The organism is Actinomadura chibensis NBRC 106107 (assembly GCF_001552135.1).
Taxonomy (GTDB): Bacteria; Actinomycetota; Actinomycetes; order Streptosporangiales; family Streptosporangiaceae; genus Spirillospora; species Spirillospora chibensis.
Genome location: NZ_BCQP01000077.1, coordinates 17,100 through 37,695 on the forward strand (window position 1 = coordinate 17,100; position 20,596 = coordinate 37,695).

At 71.6% G+C, this 20,596-nt stretch carries 23 protein-coding genes; 11 read left to right on the top strand and 12 right to left on the bottom strand.

Annotated elements, in window-relative coordinates; translation table 11 throughout:
• Positions 1 to 3: 3 nt before the first annotated feature.
• On the top strand, positions 4 to 387 hold the full coding sequence (locus ACH01S_RS37485; protein WP_067903786.1) for an allophanate hydrolase-related protein: 384 nt from the start codon (positions 4 to 6) through the stop codon (positions 385 to 387).
• The gene (gene hydA / locus ACH01S_RS37490) at positions 384 to 1,757 is read left to right on the top strand and encodes a dihydropyrimidinase (protein WP_067903789.1); all 1,374 of its coding nucleotides are present in this window, start codon (positions 384 to 386) and stop codon (positions 1,755 to 1,757) included. The genes ACH01S_RS37485 and hydA overlap by 4 nt, the downstream gene beginning before the upstream one ends.
• 7 nt (positions 1,758 to 1,764) lie before the next feature.
• Here hydA and ACH01S_RS37495 read toward each other — a convergent pair whose 3' ends face one another.
• Complete coding sequence (locus tag ACH01S_RS37495; protein WP_083981587.1) at positions 1,765 to 2,610, bottom strand: GntR family transcriptional regulator; 846 nt, start codon at positions 2,608 to 2,610, stop codon at positions 1,765 to 1,767.
• A 229-nt stretch (positions 2,611 to 2,839) separates the two neighbouring features.
• Between ACH01S_RS37495 and ACH01S_RS44130 the strand changes: the two genes are divergently transcribed.
• From ACH01S_RS44130 to ACH01S_RS37505, 3 genes are all read left to right on the top strand, one after another.
• Entirely contained in the window at positions 2,840 to 3,085 is a 246-nt protein-coding gene (locus tag ACH01S_RS44130; protein ID WP_148344208.1) for a hypothetical protein, read from the top strand.
• Between the two features lie 5 nt (positions 3,086 to 3,090).
• Positions 3,091 to 3,555, top strand: coding sequence for an ATP-binding protein (locus ACH01S_RS37500; RefSeq protein WP_148344209.1), 465 nt, complete (start codon positions 3,091 to 3,093; stop codon positions 3,553 to 3,555).
• Between the two features lie 145 nt (positions 3,556 to 3,700).
• Positions 3,701 to 3,898, top strand: a complete 198-nt coding sequence (locus ACH01S_RS37505) for a hypothetical protein (protein WP_067903792.1) — start codon at positions 3,701 to 3,703, stop codon at positions 3,896 to 3,898.
• A gap of 172 nt (positions 3,899 to 4,070) precedes the next feature.
• Here ACH01S_RS37505 and ACH01S_RS37510 read toward each other — a convergent pair whose 3' ends face one another.
• The 4 genes from ACH01S_RS37510 to ACH01S_RS37525 all read right to left on the bottom strand — a co-directional run bounded on the left by ACH01S_RS37510 (position 4,071) and on the right by ACH01S_RS37525 (position 7,223).
• Positions 4,071 to 5,294: an MFS transporter gene (locus ACH01S_RS37510; RefSeq protein WP_067903795.1), complete on the bottom strand. Its 1,224-nt coding sequence runs from the start codon at positions 5,292 to 5,294 to the stop codon at positions 4,071 to 4,073.
• A complete protein-coding gene (locus ACH01S_RS37515; RefSeq protein ID WP_067903798.1) occupies positions 5,291 to 5,746 on the bottom strand; it encodes an RrF2 family transcriptional regulator in 456 nt (151 codons plus the stop codon). Before ACH01S_RS37515 ends, ACH01S_RS37510 begins: the two co-directional genes overlap by 4 nt.
• A gap of 140 nt (positions 5,747 to 5,886) precedes the next feature.
• Positions 5,887 to 6,312 (bottom strand): nuclear transport factor 2 family protein, encoded by a 426-nt coding sequence (locus tag ACH01S_RS37520; RefSeq protein WP_067903801.1) that lies wholly within the window; start codon positions 6,310 to 6,312, stop codon positions 5,887 to 5,889.
• Positions 6,309 to 7,223 (bottom strand): hydroxymethylglutaryl-CoA lyase, encoded by a 915-nt coding sequence (locus ACH01S_RS37525; protein WP_067903804.1) that lies wholly within the window; start codon positions 7,221 to 7,223, stop codon positions 6,309 to 6,311. The genes ACH01S_RS37520 and ACH01S_RS37525 overlap by 4 nt, the downstream gene beginning before the upstream one ends.
• A 116-nt stretch (positions 7,224 to 7,339) precedes the next feature.
• Between ACH01S_RS37525 and ACH01S_RS37530 the strand changes: the two genes are divergently transcribed.
• The 6 genes from ACH01S_RS37530 to ACH01S_RS37555 are packed head-to-tail and all read left to right on the top strand — an operon-like array spanning position 7,340 to position 15,364.
• A complete protein-coding gene (locus ACH01S_RS37530; RefSeq protein WP_067903807.1) occupies positions 7,340 to 7,984 on the top strand; it encodes a GntR family transcriptional regulator in 645 nt (214 codons plus the stop codon).
• A 21-nt stretch (positions 7,985 to 8,005) separates the two neighbouring features.
• Complete coding sequence (locus ACH01S_RS37535; RefSeq protein WP_067903810.1) at positions 8,006 to 9,211, top strand: CaiB/BaiF CoA transferase family protein; 1,206 nt, start codon at positions 8,006 to 8,008, stop codon at positions 9,209 to 9,211.
• A gap of 16 nt (positions 9,212 to 9,227) precedes the next feature.
• Positions 9,228 to 11,291, top strand: a complete 2,064-nt coding sequence (locus tag ACH01S_RS37540) for a hydantoinase/oxoprolinase family protein (RefSeq protein ID WP_067903813.1) — start codon at positions 9,228 to 9,230, stop codon at positions 11,289 to 11,291.
• On the top strand, positions 11,291 to 13,186 hold the full coding sequence (locus tag ACH01S_RS37545) for a hydantoinase B/oxoprolinase family protein (RefSeq protein ID WP_067903816.1): 1,896 nt from the start codon (positions 11,291 to 11,293) through the stop codon (positions 13,184 to 13,186). Before ACH01S_RS37540 ends, ACH01S_RS37545 begins: the two co-directional genes overlap by 1 nt.
• Entirely contained in the window at positions 13,183 to 13,815 is a 633-nt protein-coding gene (locus ACH01S_RS37550) for an isochorismatase family protein (protein ID WP_067903819.1), read from the top strand. The genes ACH01S_RS37545 and ACH01S_RS37550 overlap by 4 nt, the downstream gene beginning before the upstream one ends.
• A 10-nt stretch (positions 13,816 to 13,825) precedes the next feature.
• The gene (locus ACH01S_RS37555) at positions 13,826 to 15,364 is read left to right on the top strand and encodes a bis-aminopropyl spermidine synthase family protein (protein WP_067903821.1); all 1,539 of its coding nucleotides are present in this window, start codon (positions 13,826 to 13,828) and stop codon (positions 15,362 to 15,364) included.
• Positions 15,365 to 15,375: 11 nt separating this feature from the next.
• On the opposite strand, the gene ACH01S_RS37560 is transcribed toward ACH01S_RS37555, so the two are convergent.
• The 7 genes from ACH01S_RS37560 to ACH01S_RS37590 are packed head-to-tail and all read right to left on the bottom strand — an operon-like array spanning position 15,376 to position 20,595.
• Positions 15,376 to 15,825: a hypothetical protein gene (locus ACH01S_RS37560; protein WP_148344210.1), complete on the bottom strand. Its 450-nt coding sequence runs from the start codon at positions 15,823 to 15,825 to the stop codon at positions 15,376 to 15,378.
• 20 nt (positions 15,826 to 15,845) lie between these two features.
• Complete coding sequence (locus tag ACH01S_RS37565) at positions 15,846 to 16,811, bottom strand: LLM class F420-dependent oxidoreductase (RefSeq protein ID WP_067903827.1); 966 nt, start codon at positions 16,809 to 16,811, stop codon at positions 15,846 to 15,848.
• Positions 16,808 to 17,617: a 3-(cis-5,6-dihydroxycyclohexa-1,3-dien-1-yl)propanoate dehydrogenase gene (gene hcaB, locus ACH01S_RS37570; RefSeq protein ID WP_067903829.1), complete on the bottom strand. Its 810-nt coding sequence runs from the start codon at positions 17,615 to 17,617 to the stop codon at positions 16,808 to 16,810. The genes ACH01S_RS37565 and hcaB overlap by 4 nt, the downstream gene beginning before the upstream one ends.
• 10 nt (positions 17,618 to 17,627) lie before the next feature.
• Positions 17,628 to 18,137, bottom strand: coding sequence for a 3-phenylpropionate/cinnamic acid dioxygenase subunit beta (locus tag ACH01S_RS37575; protein WP_067903830.1), 510 nt, complete (start codon positions 18,135 to 18,137; stop codon positions 17,628 to 17,630).
• Positions 18,134 to 19,423 (bottom strand): aromatic ring-hydroxylating oxygenase subunit alpha, encoded by a 1,290-nt coding sequence (locus ACH01S_RS37580; RefSeq protein ID WP_067903832.1) that lies wholly within the window; start codon positions 19,421 to 19,423, stop codon positions 18,134 to 18,136. Before ACH01S_RS37580 ends, ACH01S_RS37575 begins: the two co-directional genes overlap by 4 nt.
• A complete protein-coding gene (locus ACH01S_RS37585; protein WP_067903836.1) occupies positions 19,413 to 19,763 on the bottom strand; it encodes a non-heme iron oxygenase ferredoxin subunit in 351 nt (116 codons plus the stop codon). The genes ACH01S_RS37580 and ACH01S_RS37585 overlap by 11 nt, the downstream gene beginning before the upstream one ends.
• A complete protein-coding gene (locus tag ACH01S_RS37590; protein ID WP_067903839.1) occupies positions 19,753 to 20,595 on the bottom strand; it encodes a DODA-type extradiol aromatic ring-opening family dioxygenase in 843 nt (280 codons plus the stop codon). Before ACH01S_RS37590 ends, ACH01S_RS37585 begins: the two co-directional genes overlap by 11 nt.
• Position 20,596: the final 1 nt, after the last annotated feature.

The window sequence follows — 20,596 nt, forward strand, 5'->3', positions numbered from 1 at the left end:
CATATGGAAAACCTGCGGATGTTCGTGAACGGGCAGGCCATGTCCGGCGGCTCGCTGAACGGGGCGCTGAGCGGCGCCGAGTTCCTCGGCCCGGCCGAGACGGCGCCCCGGTACCGGTTCTACTCCGTCCGGGACGAGTTCCCGGGGCTGCACCCGGTGCCGTCCGGCGGACGGTCCGTGCCCGGCGAGCTGTACGCCGTCACCTACGAGATCCTGCGCGACCACCTGCTGCCCGGCGAGCCGCCCGAGCTGGAGCTCGGCGTGATCGAACTCGCGGACGGCTCCGGCACCCTCTGCATGCGGATGCGCGCCGAGTCGCTCACCCTGCCCGGCGTCACCGACATCAGCGACGCGGGCGGCTGGCGCGCCCACCTGGCGGCCCTGTGACCGCCGACGTCGTCGTCCGAGGCGGGACGGTCGTCGAAGCCGGCTGGTCGGGCCCCGCCGACGTGGTGATCGCCTCCGGCCGTGTCACCGCGCTGGCCGCCCCCGGCACGGCCCCCGCCGCCGCGACCGTCATCGACGCGACCGGCCGCCTGGTCATGCCCGGCGGCGTCGACCCGCACTGCCACGTCGGCTTCACGTCCGGCGAGTTCACCTCCCTGGACGACTACCGCCAGTGCACCACCGCCGCCGTCTTCGGCGGCACGACCACCATTGTGGACTTCGCGATCCCGCGTCCCGGGGAGAACCCGGCCGACGTCGCCTACGCGCAACGCGAGAAAGCCACGCAGGGCCTCTGCGACAGCGCCCTACACGCCTGCGTGGTCGAATGGGACGAAACCGTTCCCGACCAACTCGCCGCCCTCGTCAATGACGGAATCTCCACCGTCAAAATGTTCACCACCTACCGCGGCGAAACAATGGCGGACGAGGACACCGTCCTCCGCACCATGACCGAACTGGCCCGCCTCGGCGGCATGGTCGTCATCCACTGCGAGGCCGACCACATAGTCGGCGACGCCCAACGCCGCTGCGCCGCCGCTGACCACATCGGCGCGGCGAACATGGCGGCGACCCGTCCCGACCTGGCCGAAACCGCCTCAGTAGCCGAGATCCTGGCCATCGCCGAAGCGGTGGAAGCTCCGGTGTACTTCGTCCACCAATCCACAGCCGAGGCCGTGGAACTGGTAGCCGCCGCCCGCCGCCGAGGCGTCCGCGCCTACAGCGAAACAGTGGCGCACCACCTGATCCTGGACGACTCCGCCTACAACGGCACGCACCCCGAACGCTACGTCTGCTGCCCACCCCTGCGCTCGTCCGCCCAGGTCAAGGCCCTAGGTCGCCACCTGTTCACCGGCGAGGTGACAACGATCGGCAGCGACCACTGCTGCTACGACACGGCCCAAAAGGAATCCCGCGCCACCGACGTCCGCGCGATGCCGAACGGCCTCCCCGGCGTGGAAACCCGCCTCCCGGTAATCTTCTCCGAATACGTAGTACGCCAGAACCTTCCCGCAACCCGCTTCGTGGAACTGACGTCCACAAACCCAGCCCGCACAAACGGCCTCTACCCCCGCAAGGGCACCCTCCTCCCCGGCGCGGACGCAGACATAGCCATCTGGAACCCCACCGTAGAATGGCAAATAACGTCCACCGCCCTACACATGGCCACCGACTACACCCCCTACGAAGGAATGCGGATAACCGGCCGCCCAGAAACCGTCCTAGTACGTGGCCGAGTAGTAGTCGATCAAGGCGACCTGCAAGACCCAACCCCCGGCGGCCGTCACCTCAAATCCGGCCCCGTCATCTGAGGACGCGCTAGTCGACGGGCGCGACCCGTGGTCCGTCCGGGCCGCTGGAACGGTGGGGCCACTTGGCGGAGTCGTCACGCCGCAACCGCGAGACCTCTTCCATGCGGTCACCGGGGATGATGACCTGCGTGACGTCCACGGCCTTCTCGTCTTTGGCGCTGTAGCTGATGCGGACGACCTCCCAAACGGGCAGTTCGGCCGGAATGAGCAACAGCTTGGCCTCATCGACGGTCGGCATCCGCACACGCCGCCGCTCAAGCCATTCCAGCGGCCCATGCCCCTTGGCCTCAATGGCGTCGATCCAGGCTCCCGGCCCCGTCCCATAAGGCTCCTTGACTTCTGGAACCTCATCGGAGATTCGCGGATGTATCCAGGAGGTCGAGATCTGAAAGGCCGGTTCACCCTCCGGCCCCGTCACACGCAGGCGCCTCATGACAATCTCCCCGACCGGCACGTTCAGCAGATGGGCCAGCCGAGCGTCATCGATAGGAGCCTTGCGGACATCGGGCTTGACGTGATGAGTCCAAATCTCGTTGCCCATGGCGGCGGGAAAGCTGTAGCCGCCCGCGAACTCCTCCCCGTCCCGCCGGTGCCTGGTGTTCCGCTTCACAAGATCGGTGCGCATGACGGTCTTGCGATGCTTGGGACGGACGACCGTCCCGCGCCGGGGCACTGAAACCAGGCGGCCTTGCTTCGCGAGCTTCCCGACCGCGCGAGCCACCGCGTTGCGGCTGGCGGCGTAGTGCTCGGCAAGCTTCTCCATCGGCGGCAGAGTGTCGCCCGACTGCCACTCACCTGCGTCAATGCGCCGCAACAGGTCGTCGGCGATCTCGTTGTACCGCGCTGACCCCACGCGCTCATCTCCTCTTGTCGGGCCGATTTGTTGAAACTTATTGACGGGCAACGCAGTCTATCGGCACCATGAAGCCGGGCCGATTTGTTGAAGCAAATCGACCCGGAAGCTCCCGCTTGCCGACCTTGGAGACGTACCCGCCATGTCAGATATGACCCGTAAGACCGGCCGTCTGGAGGCGGCAGCTCGGATGCTTCCGGGTGCTGATCCGACGGCGCGGGGCGGCCCCATGCCAGATGGTAGAGCCGACGCGCTGAGCGAGTTGGCGGTGCAGTTCGGACGGCGTGGACGCCGGGCACAGGTGCACGAGAACACCCTCCTGGTGGCGCTCGGGACGCGAGGCGAGCGAGTAATCATCTGCGCTGGACGCCGGTTCCGGTGGGGCGGCGAGCGCGGTCACGTCCTGGGCGAGGTGGGAGCCGAGTCGGCGGCCGCGGAGCGGGCGCTGATCGTCTTGAAGCAGCTCGCGCGGTGACCGGGATGAGCGGCCGCATGGTGAGCGCGTCCAGAGGGATCGCCGGAGCGCTGGACACGACGTTCCTAGCCGCGCCAACGGCTCCGGCGCAGGTTCGGACGCTGGTGGAGTTGCGGCTCGCGGATTGGGGACTGTCGCGGCTCAGGGACGACCTGACACTGATCGCCAGCGAGCTGGTGACCAACGCGCTGCGCTGGGGAGGCGACCAGGAGATTCGGGTGAGGCTGGCGCTGGAGCCCCGGCGGGTGCTGCTGGCGGTGTGGGACTCGTCCGATGACAGGCCCGTGTCCAAGCGGCCGCTGGCAGCGAGCGCCGACGACGTGACCCCGGATGCCGAGGCGCTGGACCCGGGCCACGACGAGTGCGCAGGTGGACGCGGGCTGCCGATGGTGGAGTCGCTCGCCTCTTCATGCGGGGTGACCGAAAGCAAGCCGTCCGGGAAATGGGTGTGGGCGTACGTCGCATTCTGACCTGCGCCGACGAGCCGAAACGACAAGGATCAGCGGAAGGTGTTCGGAATGCTTCACGGCGTGCGCCAGGCGGTCGGCCGATGGCAGGCGGTGCGTCGGGCTGTACGAAGAGCACGAGTTCCGCTACCCGGCGCCGCTGCTGTGGGTGTACGCCAGCGGGGCCGCCGACGACGTCGGAGCCATGGTGACCGTGCGGGCGACGCCGGGCGGGACGTGGGGCTACTTCGAGGCCGGAGCGGGACGCGGCTGGTTCCTGTCCTCCTGCCGCGACGCCGAGGCGGCGGCCAACCGCTTAGACCAACTGCTCAAGCACCGCATGTACCCCAACACCGAATGGACCTGACCGCGACGCGGGCCCCAGGGTCGATGGGACGCCTGCGGGCGGCACCGGGAGTAGCGGGGTAGGTCCATGGCGAGGCGGACTTGGCGGGTGTGGTCTCCGGCCTTGCGTCGGGGTGAGCGAACTCGACACCAGACGTCGCTCACCACGAGCGGACGTCCGGTGTCGAGGTCGCTTACCGGGTTACGGCCTCGGCCGGGGTTTCCGCCTGTTCTGGGACGGAGGTGGAGCGGCGGGTCGAGACGTACAGCGACAGCAGGGCGAGGGCGACCGCGGCGGCCGCCACCACGGCCAGTACGCCCGCGCCGCCGGCCACGGCGAAGGCGCCGACGCCTCCGGCCACCGCCTGGCCCGCGTAGATCGCCGAGGAGTTCAGCGACAGCGCGATGGGGCCGGTGGGGCCGCTCGCGCCGAGCAGCCGCTGCTGCTGGGCCGGGTTGAACAGCCAGCCGATCAGCGACCAGAGGCCGAGCGCCAGGCACAGCACCACCACGTTGGTCCCGGTGAGCCCGAGCGCGGCGAGCACCAGCGTGAAGAACAGCAGTCCGGCCATGCCGACGGCGGCGACCCGGGTGGGCGGCATGTGGTCGATCATCCATCCCGCGGCGAGGTTCGACAGCACCGCGGTGATTCCGGCGACCAGGTACAGCACGGTCAGCTCGCTGCCGGTGACACCGGCCGCATGGTCGGCGAACCAGGCCAGGTAGGAGTAGAGGACGAACACGCCGGTCATCGCCAGCGCCGTGGCGACAAGGGTGGACGGCACGCCGCGAATCCGGGCCACGGCCATGCGCTGCGCGAACGAGACGACGCCGGGGGAGGGCATCGAGCGAAGGGTCATGCTCAACCCGGCCAACGCGATCACGCCCAGGACCGCGACGAACACGAACGTGCCACGCCAGCCCGCCGTCTGGCCGATCAGGGTTCCCAACGGCACCCCGAGAGCGTTGGCGACCGTCAGACCGCCGAGGACGGTCGCCAGCGCGCGTCCGCGTTCGGCGGGGGCGGAAAGGGACGCGGCGGCCGCTGAGGCGGCGGGGGTGAACAGCGCCGCGGCCAGCGCGGCGAGCACCCGGGCGACCACCATGATCGGATAGTTGGGGGCGACGGCGGCGAGCAGGTTGGCCGCGACGAAGACCGCCATGGCCGCGAGCAGCGCGGTCCGCCGGTTCCAGTTGCCGGTCAGCACCGCGAGCACGGGGGCGGCCAGCGCGTAGACGCCCGAGAAGATCGTGATCAGCTGCCCGGCCTCGCCGACGCCGACGTCGAGGCTGCGTCCGAGCACGGGCAGGACGCCGCTGATGACGAACGCGTCGGTGCCCAGCGCGAAGGTGCCCAGCGACAGCAGCAGGACCGGCTTGCGGGCCGCCCCTGTCGGCAGCACGGAGTGGAGTCTCATGCCGTTTCCCCACCGGTGACCGGGGTGGGGATCCGGGCGGCGAGACCGGCGATGGTGACCGTGCGCAGCGAGTCCCGCCAGGCGCGTTCGGCGTCGCCCATCGCGGCGTTGATCAGGCAGGGACGGCCGCACTGCTCGGGGGAGAGCGCGCCGGTGCCGCGCTGGCGGATCTCCGTGCACACGAACATCCGGGACGTGCCGTCGATCGCCTCGACGACGTCGAGGACGCTGATGTCGGCCGCCGGGCGGCCGAGGCGGTAGCCGCCCTTGGGACCCGGCACCGCGTGCAGCAGCCCGGCCCGGGTCAGGGAGTGCAGGTGCTTGGCCAGAGTCGGCTCGGCCAGACCGTGATAGTCGGCGAGGTCGGTGCGGCGCACGACGGTCTCGGCCGGCATGCGCGCCAGCAGCACGACGCAGTGCAGACCCCACTCAACGCCTTGGGAGAGCTTCATGTGATCAACACTAGCCTATTGTCGACATCGACTATCCACGATGTCGCCGTTGAGCGCTGGAGACCCCTGCCCGTCCGGCCGCCGCACGCGCCGCCGAGCCCGTTGCCGTGGGGCTTGACGAACTGACGGTGGGCCGCCCCTTAGTTGAGGACGTTGGCGCCGTCGCTCATGTAGACGTAGACGCGGCTGAACTTGCCGTTCTCCAGGTAGAAGAAGTTCGCGTTCGTGAGGGTTATGTCGTTGCCGTCGTTGTCAGTCAGTTCGACGGTGAACTGGCTGGCTACGCGGTTGTTGTCCGGGTCGGCGACGTGGCGGAAATGGATGTGGCGCATGTGTCGCCTGTAGTTCTCGAACAGTTCCACGTACATCTGGCGGATGCCCTCGTCGCGGCCGGTGTGGACGGAGTGGGCGGACTGGATGGTGAATACGGCGTCCTCGTTGAAGAGGGAGAGCACGCCGTCAATGTCGTAGTCGTCGACGGCGTTGAAGTAGCGCTCGACCATGTCGACGAGGTAGCCGTAGGTGACGGTGCCGTTGGGGGTGCTCGGTGCCAGGAAGCTGCTCATTCGGTTTCCTCCTTGCGCGGGGTGGGGAAGGGGCCGGCGCGGCCTAGTAGGGCTTGGACCGGGCTGTTCAGGCGGTCGGCTAGCCAATCTGCTGTTTCTGTCAGGGTGGCCATTTCGATGCCTGTTTTTAGGCCGGTTCGGTCCAGGGCGTAGACGAGGTCTTCTGTCGCTATGTTGCCGGTGGCGGCGGGGGCGAAGGGGCAGCCGCCGAAGCCGCCGGTGCTGGCGTCCAGGGCGGAGACGCCGTGGTCCAGGGCGGTCAGGGCGTTGGCGTAGCCGGTGTTGCGGGTGTTGTGGAAGTGGCAGCGGAGCGGGATGCCGGGGGCTATTTCGGCCGCCCCGTCAAGGAGTGCTCTGACCTGGGCCGGGACGCCCACGCCGATCGTGTCGGCTATGGCTATTTCGTCTGGGGCGCTTTCTGTGATTCGGCGGATCAGGTCCAGGACCTTGGCGGTGGGTACTTCGCCCTCGAAGGGGCAGCCGAAGGCGGCTGCGATCGTGACCGTTCGGTAGAGACCGGCGGCGCGTGCGTCTTCTGCTATTTGGGCCCAGTTTCGGAGGCCCTCTTCTACTGAGCAGCCCTGGTTGCGTTGGCTGAATTCGTCGGTGGCGACTACTACGACGTTGACCTCGTCTACGGAGGTGGCCAGGGCGCGGTCCAGGCCGCGGGGGTTCAGGACCAGGCCCGCGTATTTCACGCCGTCCGGGCGGGGGACGCGTTCCATCACCGCTTCGGCGTCCGCCATCTGCGGGACGCGTTTCGGGTGGACGAAGCTCACCGCCTCGATCCGCCGCAGCCCGGCCGCGACGCTCCGCTCGATCAGCCGCACCTTGTCGGCGGTCGGGAGGATCGCGGACTCGTTCTGCAGCCCGTCCCGGGGCCCGACCTCGATGACTTCGACCTTCGCCATGAACGCCCTCTTGTATGCAAGCTGGAGTGACTCTCGAAGATTCTTCCAGGTAGGACCCTTGTGTCAACCGGGAAGTTTGCCTATGTTGCATGCAATCACCGGTCTGGGAGGTTCGCATGGTCCTTGCCGTGGACCGCGTCTACGAGCGGTTGCGCGCCGACATCCTGGGCGGCGTCCACCCGCCGGGGGCGCGGCTGGGCGAGGCCGAGCTGGCCGAGGCGACCGGGTCGTCGCGGACGCCCGTCCGGGAGGCGCTGCGCAGGCTGGAGGTCGAGGGCCTGGTCGAGGTGCTGCCGCACCGCGGCGCCCGCGTCCCGGACTGGACGCCCGAGGACCTGGACGAGATCTACGACCTGCGGATGCTGCTGGAGGGCGCGGCCGCGCGCCGCGCCGCCACGCGGATCGAGCCGAAGGACGCCGACCGCATGGACGAGCTGTGCGGCCTCATCGAGCGGGCCGCCGCGCCGGGCGACCAACAAGACCTCGATCGGGTCGCCGAGCTGAACGCCGAGTTCCACGGCATCGCCCGCGCGGCCGCGGCCAGCAACCGGCTCGTCACCATGCTCAACGCCGTGGTGCAGCTCCCGCTGGTGATGCGCACCTTCCACCGCTACTCGCCGGACGACCTCACCCGGAGCTGCGCTCACCACCGCGAGCTGGTAGCCGCGCTGCGCGCCCACGACGGGACGTGGGCCGAGTCCGTGATGCGCGCCCATGTGCTGGCGGCCAAGGCCGTCCTGCTCCGCGCCCCCCCGTCCTGACCCCCGAGGAAACGAGGTTCGATGCCTGAGGAAGCCCCCGGCCCGCTCGCCGACCTGCGCGTCGTGGAGATGGGACAACTGCTCGCCGGTCCGTTCTGCGGGCAGCTCCTCGGCGACTTCGGCGCCGAGGTCGTCAAGCTGGAGTCGCCGGGCGCCGGAGACCCGATGCGGCAGTGGGGACGGGAGAAGCCGCACGGCAAGTCGCTGTGGTGGCCGGTCGTCGCGCGCAACAAGAAGTCGGTCACGTGCAACCTGCGGACGGAAGAGGGCCAGGACCTCGCGCGGCGGATCATCGAGAAGGCCGACATCGTCGTCGAGAACTTCCGCCCCGGCACGCTGGAGCGCTGGGGCCTCGACTTCGACCGGCTCCGTGAGGCGAACCCCGGGCTGGTGCTGGTGCGCGTGTCCGGGTTCGGGCAGAGCGGGCCGTACGCGCCGCGCGCCGGATACGGGTCGATCGGTGAGGCGATGGGCGGAATCCGGTACGTGACCGGCGATCCGGGGAAGGCGCCGTCCCGCGCCGGGATCTCGCTCGGCGACTCCCTCGCCGCCGTGTTCGCCACGATCGGCGCGCTCGTCGCCGTCCACCACCGGGAGCGCACGGGACGCGGCCAGGTCGTCGACTCCGCGATCTACGAGGCCGTGCTCGCGATGATGGAGTCCCTGCTCCCCGAGTGGGCCGTGGCCGGTTACCAGCGGGAACGCACCGGCTCCGTGCTGCCGAACGTGTCGCCGAGCAACGTGTACCCGACGAAGTCCGGCGAGATGATCCTGATCGCCGCGAACCAGGACACGGTGTTCGCGCGGCTCGCCAAGACCATGGGACGTCCCGAGCTGAGCGCCGACCCGCGCTTCGCCGGGCACGCCGAGCGCGGTCGGAACATGGCCGAGCTGGACGAGCTGATCGCGGCATGGTCGGCCACCCTCGACACCGAGGCGCTGCTGGACGAGCTGCACGCGGGCGGCGTCCCGGCGGGCCGCATCTACACCGCCAAGGACATGTTCGACGACCCGCACTTCGCCGCCCGCGAGGCGATCGTGCGGCTCGTCCACCCCGACTTCGGCGAACTGCCGATGCACAACGCGTTCCCCAGGCTCAGCGAGACGCCCGGGTCGGTGCGGCACCCCGGCCCGGCGCTCGGCGAGCACAACCGGGAGGTGTACGGCGGCCTCCTGGACCTTTCCGACGACGAGATCGCCGCGCTGACGGAGCGCGGAATCGTCTGACCCACCGGGAGACGGCATGGGATATCGGCTAGGCGTCGACGTGGGCGGCACGTTCACCGACGTGCTGCTCGTGGACGAGGAGACCGGCGTCAGCCACCGGGCGAAGACGGCGTCCACCCCGGCAGACCAGTCCGAAGGCGTCCTGAACGGCATCCGCAAGGTGTGCCGGGACGCGGGGATCGGCCTGCCGGAGGTGGCGCACGTCCTGCACGGCACGACGGTGGCGACGAACGCGATCCTGCAGGGCAGGGGCGCGCGGGTCGGGCTGGTCACGACCGAGGGGTTCCGGCAGGTGCTCCAGATCGCGCGGTCGTTCGTGCCGGGCGGGCTCGCCGGGTGGATCATCTGGCCGAAGCCGGAGCCGCTCGCGAAACTGGAGCACACCGTCGAGGTCCCGGGCCGGATCGGGGCGGACGGCGCGGAGGTCGCACCGCTGGACGAGGACCGCGTCCGGGACGCCCTGCGCCGCCTCGCCGGACAGGGCATCGAGGCCCTCACCATCTCGCTGATCAACTCGTACGCGAACGACGCGCACGAACGGCGGGTCGCGGAGCTGGCGGCGGACGAGCTGCCGGGGATCCCGGTGTCGCTGTCGAGCCGCGTCCTGCCGGAGATGCGGGAGTACGAGCGGACCGTCACGACCGTGGCGAACGGCTACGTCCAGCCCGAGGTGTCCCGGTACGTCCGCAACCTGGACCGTTCCCTCACCGCCAGCGGGATCGAGGCGCCGCTGTCGGTGCTGCGCAGCGACGGCGGGCTGAGCCGCGCCGCGAAGGCGGCCGAGGACCCGGTGGCGCTGCTGCTGTCCGGCCCGGCGGGCGGCGTGACCGGCGCGGTGTGGTTCGCCGAGCAGGCCGGATTCCGCGACTTCCTCACCTTCGACATGGGCGGGACGTCCACCGACGTGGCGCTCGTCCTCGGCGGGCGTCCGCGCATCGGCCGGGAGACGACGGTCGGCGACCTCACCGTGCGCGCGACGAGCGTGGACGTCCGGACGGTCGGCGCGGGCGGCGGCTCGATCGCGCACGTCCCCGAGCTGACGAAGGCGCTGCGCGTCGGCCCGCAGTCGGCGGGCGCCGACCCGGGCCCCGCCGCGTACGGGACGGGCGGCACCGACCCCACCGTGACGGACGCAAACGTCGTCCTCGGCTACCTGCCGCGCGAACTGGCGGGCGGCGAGATAGAACTCGACGTGGAAAGCGCCCGCAAGGCCGTCCGGACGGTGGCCGACGCGATGGGCCTGCCCAGCGTCGAGGCGGCGGCGGCCGGGATCATCGACATCGTCAACGAGAACATGCTCGGCGCGCTGCGGCTGATCAGCGTCCAGCAGGGCTTCGACCCGCGCGAGTTCGCGCTCGTGTCGTTCGGCGGGGCCGGGCCGCTGCACGCCAACGCGCTCGGCAGGCTGACCGGGTCGTGGCCGGTGATCGTGCCGCCGTCGCCCGGCGTCCTCTGCGCCTACGGCGACGCGACGACCTGCGCCCGCGACGAGAGCGCCCGCACGATGGTCCGCCGCTTCTCCACCCTGGACGACGCCGAGCTGCGCGCCGCGCTCCTCGAACTCGCCGACTCCGCCGCGCGGCGGCTGGAGGACGAGGGCGTCCCGCGCGCCGACCAGACCGAGACGTACCAGATCGACCTGCGCTACCACGGGCAGGGCTTCGAGATCCCCGTCGAGGTCGACCGCGCGGCCGTGGACGGCGACCTGCTCGCCGAGCTCGGCGCCGCGTTCGACGCCGAGCACGAGCGGCTGTTCTCGTTCCTGCTCGGCAACGAGCGGGAGGTCATCAACCTGCGGGTGACGGTGAGCGGGCCGCGTCCCGAGGTGGCGTGGCGGACGCTCCCCGAGGGGACCGGCGACCCGTCCGGCGCGCTCGTCCGCGAGACCGAGGTGTGGATGGACGGCGCCACCACGCCCGCCCGCATCTACGACCGTTCCAAGCTGCTCGCCGGGGACGTCGTGACGGGCCCCGCCGTCGTGACGGAGATGGACTCCACGACGCTCGTGCTGCCGGGGCACGCGGCGACCGTCCACCCGAGCGGCAGCCTGCTGATCCGTCCGGTGACCGAGGAGGGCTGATGGCCGAGATCCTGCAGAGCGACACCGAGCCGATCGGCCGGGTCGACATCGACCCGGTCACGCTCGACATCATCGAGAACGCGCTGCGCAACGCGCGCCACGAGATGGACGAGGTGCTGTTCCGCACCGCCCTCTCCCCGGGCATCCGCGAGCAGCACGACGAGTTCCCGCTGATCGCGGACCCGGCCGGGAAGATGGTCGTCGGGCAGTTCGGGCTGTCGGTCCCCGACTTCCTGGACAACTTCGACGGGACGATCGGCGAGGGCGACATCCTCATGACGTCCGACCCGTACGCGTGCGGCGCGGCGATCAGCCACGCGAACGACTGGCTGCTCGTCGTCCCGATCTACCACCGGGGGCGGCTCGTCGGCTGGTCGTCGATGTTCGGGCACATGTCGGACGTCGGCGGCAAGACGCCGTGCTCGATGCCCGCCGACGCCCGCACCATCTACGAGGAGGGCGTGGTCGTCCCGCCGTTCAAGCTGTACGAGGGCGGCGAGCTGAACGAGGACGCGCTGCGCATCATCCTCAACCAGGTCCGCATGCCCGACTGGAACCGCGCCGACCTGAACGGCCTCGTCGCGGCGTGCACGACGGCGGCGCGGCGCGTCCGGGAGCTGTGCGACCGGTTCGGCGTGGAGACGTACCTGTCCGCGCTGGACGCCCTGCTCGACCGCAACTACCAGGCGATGAAGGTCCTCCTCGCCGCCCTGTTCGAGGACGGCAGGACGCTGGAGTTCGCCGACTACATCTGCGACGACGGCTGCGGCTACGGCCCCTACGAGCTGAAGATCTCCCTCACCCGGCACGGCGAGAAGGTCCACCTCGACTTCTCGCACGCCGCGCCGCAGGCCGTGGGCCCGGTGAACTACTTCATCAACGAGAACCTCGTCCGGATGTTCTTCGGGATCTACGTGATCACCGTGGCGGACCCGCAGATCCTCTGGAACGACGGCTTCTACCCGCTGATCGACGTCACGATCCCCGAGGACTCGTTCTGGAAGCCGCGCCACCCCGCCGCGCTGAACGCCCGCAACCACGGCATCGGCCGCGTGTTCGACCTGTTCGGCGGGCTGCTCGGGCAGACCAACCCCGACATCCTGAACGCGGCCGGGTTCTCCTCGTCGCCGCACTTCATGTACTCGGGGCACTACACGTCCGGGGAGCGGGCGGGCGAGTGGTTCCAGCTCTACTCGATCGGGTTCGGCGGCGTGCCGGGACGCCCGGTCGGCGACGGCCCGGACGGGCACTCGCTCTGGCCGTCGTTCGTCAACATCCCCTGCGAGTACCTGGAGTCGTACTACCCGCTGCGCGTCGAGCGGTGGGAGACGATCGCCGACTCCGGCGGCGCGGGACTGCACCGGGGCGGCAACGGCGTGGACGTCGCCTACCACTTCGAGGAGCCCGGCACGATCGCGATCCACGACGACCGCTGGCTCACCTACCCGTGGGGCGTGAACGGCGGACGTCCCGGCGAGCGGGGCCGCAAGTGGATCGACCGCGCGGACGGGACGCGGGAGGTGCTGCCCAGCAAGATCCACGACGTCCCGGTCGCGCCGGGCGACGTGCTCCACTTCGTGACGTGGGGCGGCGGCGGATGGGGCGACCCGCTGGCCCGTCCGGCCGAGCTGGTCGCGCTTGAGGTGCTGCGCGGGCTCGTCACCCCGGACGGCGCCCGCGACGGCTACGGCGTCGTCTGCTCCGAGGACGGCGTGCTCGACGCGGCCGCGACCGAGGCGCTCCGCGCCGAGAAGGCGGCCGAGCGGACGGAGGTCCCGGTGTTCGACATGGGCCCGCCGCTCCCGGAGATCCTCGCCAACTGCGAAGCGGAGACGGGACTGCCCGCGCCCCGCCCGCCGGTCGACGTGCGGTCAGCGGAGGCGCTGCGGAGATGACCGATCTCGCGGCTGATTATCGCGAGTCCGGGTTCGCCGGACGGGTCGGGTGCGGGCGGTCGCCGGCGGTGCTGGTGGTCGATCTCGTCCGCGCCTACCTGGTGGACGGCTCGCCGCTGCGCGCCCCCGTCGAGGACGCGGCCGCCGCGTCCGTGACGCTGATCGGCGCGGCACGGGCGGCGGGCCTGCCCGTGCTGTTCACCCGCGTCGCCTACCGGCCGGGAAGCGCGGACGGCGGCCTGTTCCGCCGCAAGATCCCCGCTCTGCGCGTGTTCGAGGAGGGGAGCCCCCTCGGCGAGTTCGCCGAGGGGGCCGCCCCCGCCCCGGGCGAGACCGTCGTCACGAAGCAGTACGCGAGCGCGTTCCACGGGACGTCGCTGTCCGCGACGCTGACGTCGTCCGGGATCGACACGCTGCTGATCTGCGGGCTGACGACGAGCGGGTGCATCCGGGCGACGGCGACCGACGCGCTCCAGCACGGGTTCCGCCCGCTGGTCGTGGACGACGCCTGCGGCGACCGCGACCGCCGCCTGCACGAGGCGAACCTCCTGGACCTGCACGCCAAGTACGCCGACGTCCTGTCCCTGGACGAGGCGCTCACCACGATCACGGAGGTGCCCGGCCGATAGGCTCCCTCGGATGGAGGACGAGGACGGGACGCTTCCGGCCGCGGGCGACATGGAGCCCCGGCGGGTCCACGCGGCGCTGACCCTCCTCGCGGACGGCGGTTGGTGGACGCTCGCGGACCTCGTCCGGGAGACCGCCGCGCCCCGCCGCTCCGTGGAGGCGCTGCTCGCGAGCCTGGAGGTGGAGCGCGCGGGCGACCGGTTCCGCCTGACGGGCGACGTCGGTGAACTGCTGCGGTACCGGCCGTTCACCCCCGCCGACCCGGTGGAGCACCTGCTGCCCGACCACGCCGAGGTGGTCAAGCGGATGGCGGAGCTGATCGCGGGGGCGCCGCGCGGGCGGCACGTCCTCGACCACGTCGCCGCGACACCGGACACGGTGGTGCGGCGGGCGCTGCTGCTCGGCGCGCGGTTCTGGCTGCCCGGCACGCGGCTGCTGTGCGTCGGCGACCACGACCTGACCTCGCTCGCGGTCGGGCTCGTCCACCCGGAGGTCGAGTCCCTGGTCGTGGACGTGGACGAGCGCATCCTCGCCTACATCGACGCCCGCGCCGCCGAGCTGGGGCTGCGGGTCTCGGCGCGCTGGGCCGACCTGCGGCTGGGGCTCCCGCCTTCGGCCTCCGAGTACGCCGACCTGGCGATCACCGACCCGCCCTACACGCCGGACGGCGTCGGGCTGTTCGTGGCGCGCGCCGTGCAAGGGCTGCGCGAGCAGGCGCGCGGGCGCGTCCTCCTCGCGTACGGGGCGAGCGACCGGACGCCCGCGCTGGCGCTGAAGGTGCAGAACGCGCTGCGCGACCTGAACCTGGTGTCCGAGGCCATCTACCCGGACTTCAACCGGTACCACGGCGCGGAGGCCATCGGCTCGGCCGCCGACCTGTACGTGCTGCGTCCCACGGCGAAGAGCCTGCCCGCCGCGTCCGCCCGCGCCGACCGGTTCGGCGCCGCCATCTACACGCAGGGCCCGCAGGCGGTCGAGTCGCGGGACCGGTTCGCGCCCTCGGCGGACGACCTGGCGGGCCTCCGCCCGGACGTGCTGGTCGGCGACTGGCCTAAGCCGGTGCTGCCCGGCGTGCCGCGCGCCCGGCTGAGCACCTGGCTGGCCAAGCCCTACGCGGCGCGGACGCGCGAGGTCGCCGTGGCGCTGCCCGCCGGGATGGAGCGGGCGCTCGTCCGCGTGCTGCTGGCGGCGCGGGCCGAGCGGGTGCGGGTCGTGCTGGCCGAGCCGCCGGACGTGACGCAGGTCGCGGCCGTGCTGGAGCCGGTGTTCGAGGTGACGGCGGACGGTCCCGTGGTGGAGGCCGTCCGAAGGCCGCCGGACGACGATTCCGCGCGGCGCGTCCTGCGGGCGGTGCTGGAGCGGGCGCACGGCAAGGTCGCCAACACCTGGCGGGACGCACTGATCGACGTCCGGCCGGGTCTGACGAAGCGGCAGGCCCGCGCCCTCGCCGCCGACGCCGCGCCCTGGTCCCGGGACGTGACGCCCCTCGAACTGCCGCTCCACCGCCTGCGCGAACTACCGGACGCCGTCCGCGCCTCCCTGTCGTCCTAGAGCGGTGGGGATCAGTCGGTCGACGGGAGAATGCGCTTTGGATCACTTCCCGGGGGGAAGAACGCGAGGTGACTCGGGTCGCGTTCATTGTCGTGATCTTCACGCCAACCGACCGCGCCGGTGACTACATAGTCCCGAGTCCCCGCTGATTCCAGGATCAGCACCCGATAGTCGCGGCCGGAGTTCCCGGTCTCCGCAATAGTCTGCTGGTGCTCCTTTTGCGTGGCGCACCTAATGATGATTCCGTCCCGATAGTCGATGCGGGTCTTGAGGCCTTCCACGGGCTTGAACAGGATATCGATCCTCGACTGACGGCCCCCGTCGGTCCGGGCTCTCAGCAAGAGTTGGCTGTGGCTGACGGTGTAGGCCCATACGGAAAATGGACGGTCGGAGCGGAACAGCTCTCTGCCCGGTGCGAAATCCTGGTCCCTGTTAAGCCATGCCTCTGATGGTGATTGCACGATTGTAATTCTATGGGCTGCTATGAAGGCAGGATGGTGGCCAGGGTGCGCAGGGTGTGTTCGCCGCACGGGTCGTCGTCCGTGCTGCACGGCAGGACGGCGATCTCGTCCACCGGGTAGGAGGCGAGCCGTTCGGCTACCTCGTCAGCCGGGCCGATCGCCGCTACCGCGTGCACCAGGTCGTCCGGGACGGCCGCGAGCAGCTCCGCCGGGTGCGGGCGGGTCCGTGCGAACGCGACCACGTCCGCGAACCCGGCCGCCTCGAACATCTCCGCGTAGCCGGGCGCGCCGAGGTAGCCGACGACCGCGCGGCGCACCTGTTCACGGGCCCGCGCGCCGCCGTCCACGGCCACCGGCACCCAGGCCGCGACCGGCGGGGCCGCCGTGTCCAGCGCGGCGGACTCGTCCCGGAGCCGCGCGGCGAGCCGTCCCGCCGAGGCCGCCGTGACGAGGCTGACCACCATCCGGTCGGCGTGCCGGGCGGCGACCCGGATCGCGGCCGGGCCGAACGCGGCGATCGTGATCGGCGCGCGCGGCGCGGGCAGCCGCAACCGGTAGTCGTGGACGCGGACGACCGTCCCGTCGAGGTCGGCCCGGCCCCCGGCGAGCAGCGTCCGCACGGCGGTCGCGGACTCGGCCAGCGCGGCGGGCGGGTCGCGCCGCTCGCGGCCGTGCCAGCGCTCCACGACGTGCGGGCTGGAGCTGCCGAGCGCCACCCCGACCGCGCGCCCGGTCAGGTCGGCCAGCGACGCCGCGCCCATCGCGATCATCACCGGGTCGCGGACGGCGACCGGCAGCGGCCCCGGCGTCAGCGCGATCGCGGACGTCCGCGCGGCGACGGCGGTCGCGAGCGCGAACGCGTCGTAGGTCGCCATCTCGCCGATCCACAGTTCCGGAAAGCCGAGCGCGTCGGCGTGGACGGCGGTACCGAGCGCCTCGCCGGGCGGCCGGTCCTGCCAGAACCCCAGCGACACCGACAGCCTCATCGCGTCCTGCCTTTCTCCGTACGGGGGCGGGTGCCGCGGACCTCCAGGCCGCCGTCGCTCGGGAGGACGGCGCCCGTCATGAAGCGCGAGTCGCGCGGGTCGGCGAGCAGGGTGTACAGCCCGGCGTGGTCGGCCGGGTCGCTGACGAAGCCGAGCGGGATGTGCCGGGCCAGGCCGTCCGGTTCGAGGCGGCGCGCGGCGGTGCCGAGGGCGGACAGGCCGCCGAGCGCCGTGCGGGTCGCGCCCGGCGCGACGCCGTTCACCCGGACGTCCGGCGCCAGCTCGTGCGCGAGCTGCCGGATCAGCCCGACGACCGCGTGCTTGGACGCCACGTACAGCACTCCGCCGCCGCCCGCGTACAGGCCGCTGGACGACACCGTGAGAATGACCGTCCCGCCGCTGTACCGCAACGCCGGGAGGGCGGCCCGCACGCCCAGCAGGTAGCCGAGCACGTTCGTCTCGAACAGTTCCGTGAATCCGGCGGCGACGCGTTCGGCGTCGAGGTCCTCGAAACGGGCCGAGTAGTCGTAGACGCCCGCGTTGCCCACGTAGACGTCGAGCCGTCCGTGGACGTCGAGGGTGCGGGCCACCGACGCGGTGTGCGCGGCGGGCGTCCGGACGTCCCCGACCTCGACCGCCACCCGGTCGCCGTGGTCGCGGACGAGCGCGGCGGCCCGGTCCGCGTCGCGTTCCAGGACGCCGACCCGCGCCCCCTCCGCCACATAGCGGTCGACGACCGCGCGGCCGATGCCGCTGCCGCCGCCGGTCACCAGCGCGACCCGTCCGGCGAGCCGTCCTTCCGTCATCGCTCGTCCCTTAGAAGAAGGTGTTGATGTTCTTGGCGGGGAGCACGGCGTGCCGCAGGACGACGAGCCGCCGCGCGATGCGCAGCCCGCCGTCCGGGACGCGGCGCAGGACGTCCTCGCGCCGCCCGTAGAGCGTGGCCGCGTCCACGTCCCCCTGGCCCCGATAGTTCACGACGACCGAGCGTACGAGCAGCTCACCGGCCGTCTCGCCGTCCTCGACCTCGATGTTCGACACGACGTGGAGGTGGCGGGTCGCCGGGTCCTCGGCCCAGGCGGTCGGCGCGGTGAAGCGGGTGACGCGGCGGCGGAGGTCGTCCAGGGTGTCGTCGAAATACGCCATCCGGGACGGCGCGTACGTCCCTTCCCTATCCGACCTTCCGCGGTTCTCGACGCCCGGCACCCAGTAACGCGCGTCCTCGGTGAAAAGGCCGAGCCATTCCGGATAGCGCTCCTCGTCGAGCAGCCGCGCTTCGTACGCGAGGAAGGTCTGCACCTCCCAGTACGTCTCCGGCGAGGTCATGACGGCACCTCGTCCCACGTCCCGGCGCGCAGCAGTTCCGACCAGCGCCGGTAGAACGCCCGCTGATTGGCGTCGTTCACCTGGCCGCGATGGACGTTGCCGGGCAGTTCCGGGTGCTCGACCGCCGTGTCGGAGCCGAGCCCGTAGTAGAGCCGCTGCCGCCGCGTCACCACGCCCTGGTTGGAGCGGGTCGCCAGTTCCCAGTTCTCGCCGTCGTCCATCTCGAAGACGCCGGACGGGGAGAACGTCATCATCGCGCCCTTCCGCCAGGCGTCCTTCACCTCCTCGGGCGCGTCGCGGTTCACCAGCACCCACGTGCGCAGCTCCGTCCGGTGCGGGCCTTTCGGCTGCCACGTCCGGAACGTGTTCTGGCCGGGCAGGAACGAGAAGTTCGGGAACACGTTCACCGAGCTGATCGAGCCGACCATCCGCGCCCGCAGCGGTCCGAGCCGGTCGGCGAACCGCGCCTCGTTCGCGCGCAGGTAGTCGATGATCCGCCGGTCCCCGAGCGTCGCCGCGTTGCCGACGCCGTCGAGGTTGAACTCCCAGCAGTGGCCGTTGACGTTGACGTGGTAGCTCTCGGCCCCGTCCCCGCCGAGCTCGGCGACGCCCCGGCCGAGCATCGCCTCGGCGCCGGACGCGTGCGTCCACCCGGCGTGCAGCGCGTCCCCGGCGAAGTTCTCCGCCGCGATCTTCCAGTTGCAGTCCAGGACGGACGTGATCGAGCCCCCGGCGAACTCTGTCCCGCCCTCGTCGTTGTCCAGCATGACGTCGAGGTAGAAGGCGAAGTCGCCGAGATAGTCGCGCAGGGGCGGCGCGTCCGGGTCGAACGTGGCGAACACCAGGCCCTTGTACGTGTCGAGCTGCGCGACGGGCGTGAGCCCCAGTCGGGAGCGGTCGAACGTGGGCTCGCGTCCGAACGCGGCGGACTCGTGGACCCCGGCGAGCCGTCCGTCCAGGTCGAAGGACCAGCCGTGGTAGTTGCACACGAACCCGCGCGCGGTGCCCGCCTCGGCGGTGCAGACGCGGTTGCCCCGGTGCGGGCAGCTGTTCAGGTAGGCGCCGATGGAGCCGTCCCGCCGCCGGACGACTAGGACGTGGTCCTCGCCCATCCAGGTGGTGAGGAACGAGCCGGGCTTCGGCAGCTGCGACTCGTGCGCGACGAACAGCCAGCAGCGGGCGAAGATCCGCGCCAGCTCCAGCTCGTAGACGTCCCGGTCCCAGAAGACGCGGCGGTCGAGCCAGCCGTCGTCCAGGTCGCGGAGCGCCAGCAGATCATCCTTCATGGGAACCCCTGATGTAGGCGACGACCCGGCCGTCCTCCACGGCCGCCGGATGGACGGCGAGCGCCCTGGTCGCCGGGAAGCACAGCGCCTCGCCCGTCGCGAGGTCGAACTCCGCCCAGTGGACGGGGCACACGACCCGGCGTCCCTCCAGGTCGCCTTCGCTGAGCGACGCCTCGGCGTGGGTACAGGTGTCGGCGGTGACGTGGAACGTTCCGTCGACGTTGGCGACGAGCAGCGGGCCCGCCTCCGGGACGACCACGCGCAGCATCCGGCCGGGCTGGACGTCGTCCGCCGCGCACAGGACGACGCGGCACCCCGCGCTCGTCACGTCAGCGGACATCGGCGGCCTCCAGCGGGACCAGCTCCGCGAACCCGAGGCCCGTGATCCACTCCGGGACGGCCTCGTAGCCGATCACGTCGCCCCGGCACGGGCCCACCGCCGACATCGCGGCGACGAACGTCCGGACTTCGAGCGCGCCGTTGCCCGCCTCGGAGAGGATCTCCGCGTCGTCCAGCCCGGCCAGCGCGGTGGTGTCCCCGGCCGCGACGAGATCGAGCACCTTCCGGTCGAAGCCGGTGTTGAGGCGGCCCATCTCGGCCGTCCCCACCCAGTGGCTGATGCCGCCGCTGCCGATCACCGCGACGCGCTCGTCCGGCCCGGCCGCCTCGACCGCCTCCCGGACCGCCGCCCCGGCGCGGGCGGCGCGCGGCAGCGGCAGCAGCGGCTCCACCCCGCACGCCAGGTAGACGGGGATCAGCGGCAGCTCCAGCGGCGCCGCGACGAGTTGGTACGGCAGGACGACGGAATGGTCGGCGGTGAACGTCGGCGCCACCGCCCAGTCGACGCCGTTGCGGTGGCCGTGCGCGGCGATGTGCCGGGCGAGCGGCGCGTTGTCCGGCAGCGGGCCGCGGCGCAGGCCGGGCAGCCGTTCGACCGGGCCGTCCAGGTCGCCGGTCGCGATCAGCAGCTGCGGCAGGCAGCCCGGGCCGAACAGGATGTAGTGGTCCGTCCCGAAGATCACGACGGTGGTCGGGTCGAGCGCCGCGAGCCGCCGCGCCACCTCCGCGTACGCCGCGTGGACGCGGTCGCGCACGGCGGCGGGCGGCGCGTCCGGATGCGTGAGCATCATCGGGTCGTGGGGCAGCACGAAGCCGCCGACGACGGTGCCCATG